Annotated in this window: 8 protein-coding genes and 1 pseudogene; 3 read left to right on the top strand and 6 right to left on the bottom strand. The window is 76.6% G+C overall.

Annotation, left to right across the window (positions count from 1 at the left end):
- Together ECOMGDLI_RS34390 and ECOMGDLI_RS03405 are read left to right on the top strand one after the other, a co-directional pair.
- A pseudogene (locus ECOMGDLI_RS34390) lies at nt 1-701 on the top strand (hypothetical protein); the annotation flags it as partial.
- Complete coding sequence (locus ECOMGDLI_RS03405) at nt 698-1,639, top strand: hypothetical protein (protein ID WP_088313694.1); 942 nt, start codon at nt 698-700, stop codon at nt 1,637-1,639. The pseudogene ECOMGDLI_RS34390 and the gene ECOMGDLI_RS03405, both read left to right, overlap by 4 nt.
- 170 nt (nt 1,640-1,809) lie before the next feature.
- Here ECOMGDLI_RS03405 and ECOMGDLI_RS35250 read toward each other — a convergent pair whose 3' ends face one another.
- From ECOMGDLI_RS35250 to ECOMGDLI_RS03380, 5 genes are all read right to left on the bottom strand, one after another.
- Nucleotides 1,810-2,172 (bottom strand): ferredoxin, encoded by a 363-nt coding sequence (locus ECOMGDLI_RS35250; RefSeq protein WP_198954506.1) that lies wholly within the window; start codon nt 2,170-2,172, stop codon nt 1,810-1,812.
- Between the two features lie 58 nt (nt 2,173-2,230).
- Nucleotides 2,231-3,487 carry an NADH-ubiquinone oxidoreductase-F iron-sulfur binding region domain-containing protein gene (locus ECOMGDLI_RS03395; RefSeq protein ID WP_158220879.1) on the bottom strand — a complete coding sequence of 419 codons (1,257 nt, stop codon included), beginning with the start codon at nt 3,485-3,487 and terminating at the stop codon, nt 2,231-2,233.
- 82 nt (nt 3,488-3,569) lie between these two features.
- Complete coding sequence (locus ECOMGDLI_RS03390; RefSeq protein WP_088313688.1) at nt 3,570-4,133, bottom strand: ferric reductase-like transmembrane domain-containing protein; 564 nt, start codon at nt 4,131-4,133, stop codon at nt 3,570-3,572.
- The gene (locus ECOMGDLI_RS03385; RefSeq protein WP_088313686.1) at nt 4,133-5,113 is read right to left on the bottom strand and encodes an FAD:protein FMN transferase; all 981 of its coding nucleotides are present in this window, start codon (nt 5,111-5,113) and stop codon (nt 4,133-4,135) included. Before ECOMGDLI_RS03385 ends, ECOMGDLI_RS03390 begins: the two co-directional genes overlap by 1 nt.
- Nucleotides 5,114-5,118: 5 nt before the next feature.
- Nucleotides 5,119-5,592 (bottom strand): hypothetical protein, encoded by a 474-nt coding sequence (locus tag ECOMGDLI_RS03380; protein WP_088313683.1) that lies wholly within the window; start codon nt 5,590-5,592, stop codon nt 5,119-5,121.
- Between the two features lie 370 nt (nt 5,593-5,962).
- On the opposite strand from ECOMGDLI_RS03380, the gene ECOMGDLI_RS03375 reads away from it, so the two are divergent.
- Complete coding sequence (locus ECOMGDLI_RS03375; protein ID WP_088313680.1) at nt 5,963-6,466, top strand: hypothetical protein; 504 nt, start codon at nt 5,963-5,965, stop codon at nt 6,464-6,466.
- A gap of 22 nt (nt 6,467-6,488) precedes the next feature.
- Here ECOMGDLI_RS03375 and ECOMGDLI_RS03370 read toward each other — a convergent pair whose 3' ends face one another.
- Nucleotides 6,489-7,742 carry a HAMP domain-containing sensor histidine kinase gene (locus tag ECOMGDLI_RS03370; protein ID WP_233153298.1) on the bottom strand — a complete coding sequence of 418 codons (1,254 nt, stop codon included), beginning with the start codon at nt 7,740-7,742 and terminating at the stop codon, nt 6,489-6,491.
- Between the last annotated feature and the right edge of the window lie 124 nt (nt 7,743-7,866).

The raw sequence follows: 7,866 nt of genomic DNA, 5'->3' as shown, positions 1-7,866 counted from the left end.
CCGAAGACCGCGCCGCCCGCGCCCTCGCCCGCCGCACCCTCGACCGGGGCCAGGCGTTCCTCGACCGGGTCGCGCCGTCGCCGAGGCTGCGGGGCGCCGCGGTCTTCGGCGTCCTCGCGGTCGTGCTCGTCGGCACCGGCGCCGTCGAGAACAACGCCACCCAGCGCTTCCCCGGCCCGTACGTGCTCGGCTCCGAGGGCCGGGTCCAGACCCCGGAGCTCGTCGCCGCCGCGCGCTGGGCCGGTGCGCTCGACGCCGGCCGGGGCGGGCCGGGTGCGGTCGGCGGCGACTACTACAGCACCGGCTACCTCTCGAACGTCGGCAACCTCTCGCCGGTGCAGGACTTCCCGGTCTGGGACCTGTTCTTCTACGACGCGCCCGTGCCGGCGACGACGCTCGAGCGGCTGCCGCGCTCCGGCCTCGGCCTGCTCGCGATCGACCGCCGGATCAGCACCGGCAGGCCGGCGACCGGCTTCTACATCGACGCCTCCGAGCCCCCGACGACCGCGCCGGTCCCGGTCACCGCGCTCGACCGGCTCGAGACCTACCCGTGGGCGGTCAAGGTGTGGGCCGGGACGAACTACGACGTCTACCGGATCGTCCCCGAGCAGGCCCGCACCCCGGCCGTCCCGTCGACGGTGCCGGCCGGCGTCGTGCCGGACGCCGCCGTGCCGGACGCCGCGACGGGAGCGGCCCGATGACCCCCGCCCTCGTGCGCCCGCCGGCGCAGCAGGCCCCGGACCTGCGGCTGCGCCGCGGCCGGCCGCTCACCGGGGCGCAGGCCTGGGCGCTCGTCGGGTGCGGCGTCCTGCTCGGCACCGGGACGCTCGTGCACAGCCCCTGGCCCGTGCCCGCCGTCCTCGCCGCCGCGCTCGTCGCGCCCGGCTACGCGGTCGTCGCGACCTACGCCGCGGCCGTCGAGTACGACTCCGGCGAGGGACTGTGGCGCACGCTCGCACTGCGCGTCGTCACGTCGGTCGCGGTGTGGACCGTGCTCGCGACCGCCTTCGTCGTCGTCGGCATCGACCCGGTCCACGCCGTCCGGCTGGTGGCCCTCGCCCTCGTCGGCCTCGGCGCGGCCGGGGTCGTCGGCCACTGCCGGACCACCGGCCTGCCGGTCGCGGCGTCGGCCGTCGGCGCGCTGCGGACCTGGCGGGCCGTCCTCGGGCTGCGGCACGTCGCGGCGCCGCTCGCCGGCGCCGTCGTCGTCGTGACCGCACTGCTCTGGGCGGTCGCGGTCGCCGGCAGCGGCCCGGCCGGGACGGCGTCCTCCCGGGCCCCGTACGTCTCGCTCTCGGTGGCCGGCGGCGACGGCGTCCTGGCCGTCGGCGCGCGGGGCCGCACGACCGTCGACGTCGTCGTGACCGGCTCGCGGCTGCCCGCGGCCGGCGACCTCGACGCCCGCCTGGAGGTCTACGTGGACGGCCGCCTCCGCACCGGCCGGGACGTCACGGTCCCCGCCGCGGGCTCGACGACCGTGCGGCTGTCGGGTGCGTGGGGGCGCTGCTGGCAGCGGGCGTCCGTCGTGCTCGAGCCGGTCGCCGGGACAGGGACGGCGCTCGCCGACCTCGTGCCGCGCCCCCTCACCCTCGACGGGCCGGGGCTCGGGGCGGCGGCGGGGACGGCGTGCGCGCGGTGACGTCGCACCTCGCCCGGGTCACCCGGGCCTGACGGCGGCAGGGAGGCGGCACCGCCCGGACCGACGGATCGGACGTGCGGCGCCGCCCCCCGTCGCCGGCACGCCGCAGGGGACGTGCGTGCCGGCACCGACCGGAGGAGGGGCGTCCACCGGCCGGGGTCGTCGGGCCGTCAGCGTGGCTGGACGAGCCTCAGGGCCAGCGTGGGGCAGGCCTGGACGGCGCGCTTGGCGGCGTCGAGGGTCTCGCCGTCGAGCGGTACGCCCTTGTCGACGACCGGGTACCCCCACTCGTCGAGCCGCACCGCCTCGGGCAGCACCTCGGCGCACAGCCCGTGCGCCTTGCACATCGGCCAGTCGACCCGCAGGGTCGGGCCGGCCGGCGGACGCGCCGGCGCGGTGGCGACCGCCTGCCAGCCCGTGGCCTGGGACAGCCGGGGGACGGCGGGCCCGTCGGACGGCGGCCGGTGGAAGCCCAGCGGGGGCGGCGGGTAGCCCTCCCCGCGGACGTCGCGTCGACGCGGAAGCTCGGTCATCGTCGTCCCCTCCTCGTGCCCCGACGCTCCGTGACCCGGCGCTGCGTACCCTGCCGGCTCATACCGCGACCCCGGCGGCGATCTCGCACACGCCGCGCTCGTGGGCCGACACCTCGGAGCCGAAGTTGCGCAGCAGCGAGCCGACGAGCCGGGCGGTCCCGTCCGGGTGCGCGCACGCACCGCGGCCGGTCACGAGGCCGGAGAGCTGCTCGATCCGTTCCCGGGCACCGGGCGCGCCGCCCGTCGCGAGGTGCGAGCAGGCCTCGGCGAGCGCCGGCAGCCCGTTCTTGCACGGCCCGCACCGCCGGGCGCTCTGCCCCGCGAGGTAGTCGACGACCGCCGCGGTGAGCGTGACGGGGCACGCCTGCCGGTCCAGCGGCAGGACGATGCCCGCGCCGAGGGTGGCCCCGACGGACGAGAGGTCCGAGCGGCTCATCCGGCGCTGCACGGCCTGCTCCGGGGGCAGCCACATGCCGTGGTAGCCGCCGAGGAGCACGGTGATGTCCGGTTCGTAGCCGCACAGCCGCAGCACCTCCGACAGCGGGGTGCCGAGGGCGACCTCGAGCACGACCCCGCCCGGGCCGTCGCCCGCGACGGTGAGCAGCGTCGTCCCGGGCTCCTCCGGCGTGCCGACGGAGCCGAACCGGGCCGGGCCGAGGGCGACGAGCGCGGCGACCTGGGCGAAGGTCTCGGCGTTCGACAGCAGGGTCGGGCGGCCCTTGAAGCCGCTCACCGCCTCCGGCTGCCAGGCGGTGACGGGCAGGTTCTCGCGGCCCTCGAGGAGCTCGATGACCGCCCGGGCCTGGCCGCCGACGAACCCGCCGCCCGTCGTCCAGATGTCGTAGCGCAGGCCGTCGCCGAGCGCCTTCCGCTCGGCGACCGCGGCCTCGACCGACGGCAGCACCGCGGGCCGCTCGCCGGGGACGACGATCCGGATGTGCTTGACGCCGAGCGCCCGCGCGACCGCCTCCGCGCCGTCCAGCACGAGGTGCGGCGCGGTCATCATGAGCGCGCTGTCCTTGGCGCTGCCCGGCTCGCCCTCGCTCGCGTTGACGACGAGGACGCGCCGGCGGCCGGACTCGACGGCCGTCGCGACCTTGCGCGCGAACGGGAAGCCCGCCCCGCCTCGGCCGCGGATCTCGGCCGCGGTGAGCAGCGCGAGGAGCTCCCGGACGTGCAGGTGCGGGGGAGCGGCCCAGGTCGCCCGGTGCTCGCCGAGCCCGGGGCCGTGGGCGATGCCGGAGAGCAGGCGCTCACCGACGACGACGGCGATGTCGGAGGCGTAGCCGGCGCGGGTGACGACGTATCCGGTCACGATGTGCCCCTCGGTCCGCTCGGTCCAGGTCCGCTCGGTCCAGGTCCGCACGGTCCAGGCGCCGTCGCGCCGCCTCTCGCGCTCACGCGGCGTACTTCCTCTCGTTGCTCAGGGTCGCGAAGCGGACGACCACGGACGCCGCGACGATGCCGATGCTCACGACGGTCGAGCCGAGGCCCCACGGCGTCGTCGTCGCGTCGGTGCCCAGGCCGATCCCGTGGACCACGCCGAGCGCCCAAGCGGCGTACGAGGTGAGGTGGATCGCCCGCCAGGCCCGGTGGCTGAGCCGTTCCCGGACGAGGCTCGTGGCGACGACGACGATGACCGAGTCCGTCGCGAGCGTGCCCAGCCCGACCCAGAGCGGCTCGTAGGGGCCGACGAAGGGGACGAGGACGTCGATCCACCGGATGTCCACGAACGAGTGCGTGACCGCGGTGAGGATGTGCGCGACGAGCAGCGCGACGCTGATGAGCGACACGTTGCGGTGCAGCGCCTGGGTCGCGAACCGCGGCCAGAACCGGTTGCCGGCGCGGGCCGTGGAGAAGATCCCGAGCGCCGTCGACAGGGTGAACAGGAGCATGAGCGTCACACCGGTGCCGCGCATGAGGTACCAGAGGAACTTCTCGTCGGTGAAGGTCTCGAGCATCAGGACCGCCCTCCAGCGGCGAGGTCGTCGTCGGCGGGCCAGCCCGCCACCAGGGTCACGCCGCCGTCGGCGTCGACGAGGCGTGCGGCGAGGTCGCGCTCGGCGAGCCAGCGCGGTGCGTCCTCCCCGAGGACGATGCTCGCAGTCGTCGCCGTGTTCGCCTCGACGGCGCACCCGGCGGACACGGTGACGGTGCGCCACACGGACTCCGCGGGGCGGCCGGTGCGCGGGTCGATGAGGTGGTGCACCCGGCGCCCGCCCCGGGTCCAGCGCCGGCCGAGCACGGACGACGTCGCGAGACCGCCGTGGTCGAGCAGGACCGTCTGGACCGGCGGGTCGTCGGGCAGCTCCGCGATCGCGACCGGCCAGTCGACCGGGCCGGTGCCGTCGTCGTCGGCGAGCGCCGGCGGGACGCCGATGCTGATGTCGCCGCCGAGGCTGACGATGCACGCGATGCCGCGGTCGGCGAGGTCGTCGGCGAGCAGGTCGCTCGCGAAGGCCTTGCCGGTGGCGCCGAGGTCGAGGGCGGTGCCGAACGGGACGAGCACGGCGTCGTCCTGCAGCCCGACCGCGCGCCAGGCGTCCGGGACGGCGGGCAGCGGCACCCCGGCCGGGTCGTCCGGCCGGGACCGGACGGCGCCGATGTCGGCGTCGTACCCGAGCGCGACGAGGCTGCGGCCGAGCGTCGGGTCGACGACGCCGTCGGTGTCCTCGGCGGCGTCGAGCGCGGCGCCCACGGCCGCGACGAGCAGCGGGTCCACGCGCACCCAGCTGCCCGCGCCGAGGTTGGCCCGGGTGAGGTCGGAGTCGGCGCGGAACCGGCTGCAGGCCAGGTCGACCGCGGCGAGCAGGTCCTCCGCGCGGGCGCGCGCCTCGTCGAGGCGACCGGCGTCGGCGACCCCGAGCTGGACGTAGGTTCCCAGGGCCCGCCACGACGTCTCTGCGAAGGTGAGACCGCCGGGGGCGGTGGTCGTGGCCACGAGGCTCAGGAGCTCGACGTCTTCGTCGTCGTCGAGGGCTTCGGCTTGGGCTTGGTCGTGGTGGTCGTCGTCCGCGGCTTCGACGTGGTCGTCGTCCTCGGCCGCGAGGTGGTCGTGACCTTCTTCGCCGCGGTGGTCGTGCGGCGGACCGAGGCGGTCGTGCGGCGCTTGGTCGTCGTGCGCGCGGCGGGCTTCTTGGACGTCGTCTTCGACTTCACGGAGGTCGTCGTGGTGCCGGCGGGGGCCTGCGGCTCCTCGGCCTCCTCGGTGACCGTGCTCGTCTCGCCCGGCTCGGCGGCGAGGCCGGCGCCGGCGGCGTCCTCGGAGGCGAGCTTGAGGGCCTCCTTGCGCTGGGTCGTCTGGGCGGCGAACGCCGTGGCGAGCCCGGTCGCGGCGACGGCGAGCGCCGTGAGGCCGCCCGTCAGGCCCGACACGACGCGGAGCGTGCGGTCCCGGTCCTTCGTGGTGGTTCGCTTCATGGCTTCAGCATCCCGGGACCCAGGTGAAGGCGCGCTCAGCGCTTGGTCAAGTGCAGGTCAAGTTGTTCGGCTCCGACCGTTCCTCGGATCGGCGTCTCCAGGCCGTGACTTTACCCGGGGTCACTGTCCGTGACTACGGTCCAGGGCGTGCATCGGGACACGTGGTCCGCACGGTGCACGACCGTCGCGCGGCGTGGTCGGCCGCGACCGCGGACCCCGTCCGTCGTCGCGCTGCGAGCCTTGACCTGGTCTTGACCCGGCGACGACGTGCCCATGACGCCCCGGCCGGGAGGATCTGGTCACGATCACCCGCCGGCCGTGCGGCGCCCTCCGGGCCCCAGGCACCGGCCCGTCCCTCGGAGCGTCCTTCGTGAGCACCCGCACCGCCCCCTTCGTCGCCGTCGGCGCCGCCCTCGGTCTCGCCGTCGCCGCCTTCACCTACACCGCCGTGACGAACGCCGCGCCGGCCCCGACGAAGGTGACGCGGACCGCGGTGGACGCGCCGGTGGTCGGCGCTGCGGGCACGACGGTCGGCCTGGACGACGCGGCCCCGGTCGCGGACACGGACGACGCCCCGGCCGCGGAGCCGGCGGGCGAGGCGCCGGTCGCGGAGCCGGCGGACGACGCCGCGCCGGCCGCCGGGGCGGCCACGTCCGGTGACGAGGCCGACGACAAGGGCGACGGCACGAGCGACGACAAGGCCGACGCGAAGGCCGACGACACCTCGGGCGACACGGCGGACGACGACGCCAAGGCGGACGACGACCCCGACGAGGCCGATGACAAGGCCGACGACGACTCCGGCGCCAAGGGCCCCGCGGACCGTGCGGACGACCACGACGACGACTCCGACGACTCGGGTGACGACGACTGAGGTCGGCGCCCTGCGTCCGGGGCTACGCCGCCCCGAGCACGACCCGGACGAGCGCCCCGCCCATCTGGGAGCGGCCGAGCTCGAGGCCGCCCCCGGAGGCGATCGCGAGCCGGCGCACGATGTCCAGCCCCAGCCCGGACGAGCCGGCGCCCGAGCTGCCGCGCGCGACGACGTCGCCGGACGGCAGCCCGTAGCCGCCGTCCTCGACGCTGAGCACGACCGCCCCGTCCCCGCGGGCGACCACCCACACCGTGAGGGCCACCCCCTCGTCGGTGTGCGCGAACACGTTGTCGACGAGCACGTCGACGACGTCGGCGAGGTCCGAGGCGTCGAGCCGTACGCGCAGCGGGCGCTCGGGGAGGAACAGCTGCAGCGCGCGGCCCTGGTCGTCCGCCAGCGCCGACCAGAACTGGACCCGCTCGGCGACGACGCGGCCGACGTCGCACGAGGTCCCCGGCTGGGTGCGCGACGGGCGGCGGGCGTCGTGGACGATCGCGTCGACGGTCTTCTCCAGCGCCGAGACGTGCATCCGCAGCCGTTCCCGGACGTCCGGGTCGGTGACCCCGTCGGTGTCCAGCCGCAGCGCGGTGACCGGGGTGCGCAGCCGGTGCGACAGGTCCGCGACGGCGTCCCGCTCGGCGGCGAGCAGCTGCTGGACCCGCTCGGCGAGCCCGTTGAGCGCACCGGCGAGCGCGACGACCTCGGGCGGCCCGCGCTCGGGCACCCGGGTGTCGAGCGCCCCGGACCGCATCGTCTCGGCCGCGTACGCGACCTGCAGGAGCGGCCGGCTGATCCGGCCCGCCAGCCGGGCGGCGAAGACGACGGCGACGAGCATCAGGGCCAGCCCGAGGGCGCCGAGCGTCCCCCAGGCCTGGGCCACGCCGCGGTGCAGCTCGGCGTTCGGGACGACCGTCCGGACGACGACCCGGTCGGCCTTCGTGATGCTGACGACGTAGATGATCTTCCCGGTCGAGGTGGTGACCGTCTGGGCGGTGCCCTGCTCGAGGGCGGCGACGAGGCCCGGGTCGTACGCCGGCGGCTCCGGGCCGAGCAGGGTCCGGCCGGAGAGGACCACGGTCGGGGGCGGTGCGCCGGGCCGGTCGTCGCCGCACTGCTCGACCACCCGGTCCCGGGTGGCCGGGTCGGTGATGTTCTGCGCCGCGCCGGCGATGCAGACCGACTGGCTCGTGGCGGCGCGGAGCGCCCGGTCCTCGGCCAGCGTGCGCACGAGCAGCCCGAGCGGGATGACGAAGGCGAGGACGACCGCTGATGTCACGGCAGCCACGAGCAGTGCGACGCGACGACGCACCGGCCGTCGCCCTAGCCCTCGTCGGGGGCGGCGAGGCGGACGCCGACGCCGCGGGCGCTGTGGAGGTAGCGGGGTTCGGCGGCGGTCTCGC

Origin of the sequence: Kineosporia sp. R_H_3 (genome assembly GCF_002198675.1) — a bacterium.
Lineage (GTDB): Bacteria > Actinomycetota > Actinomycetes > Actinomycetales > Kineosporiaceae > R-H-3.
Note: the sequence above shows the minus strand (reverse complement) of the source record. Positions and strands in the feature narration are given on the sequence as shown.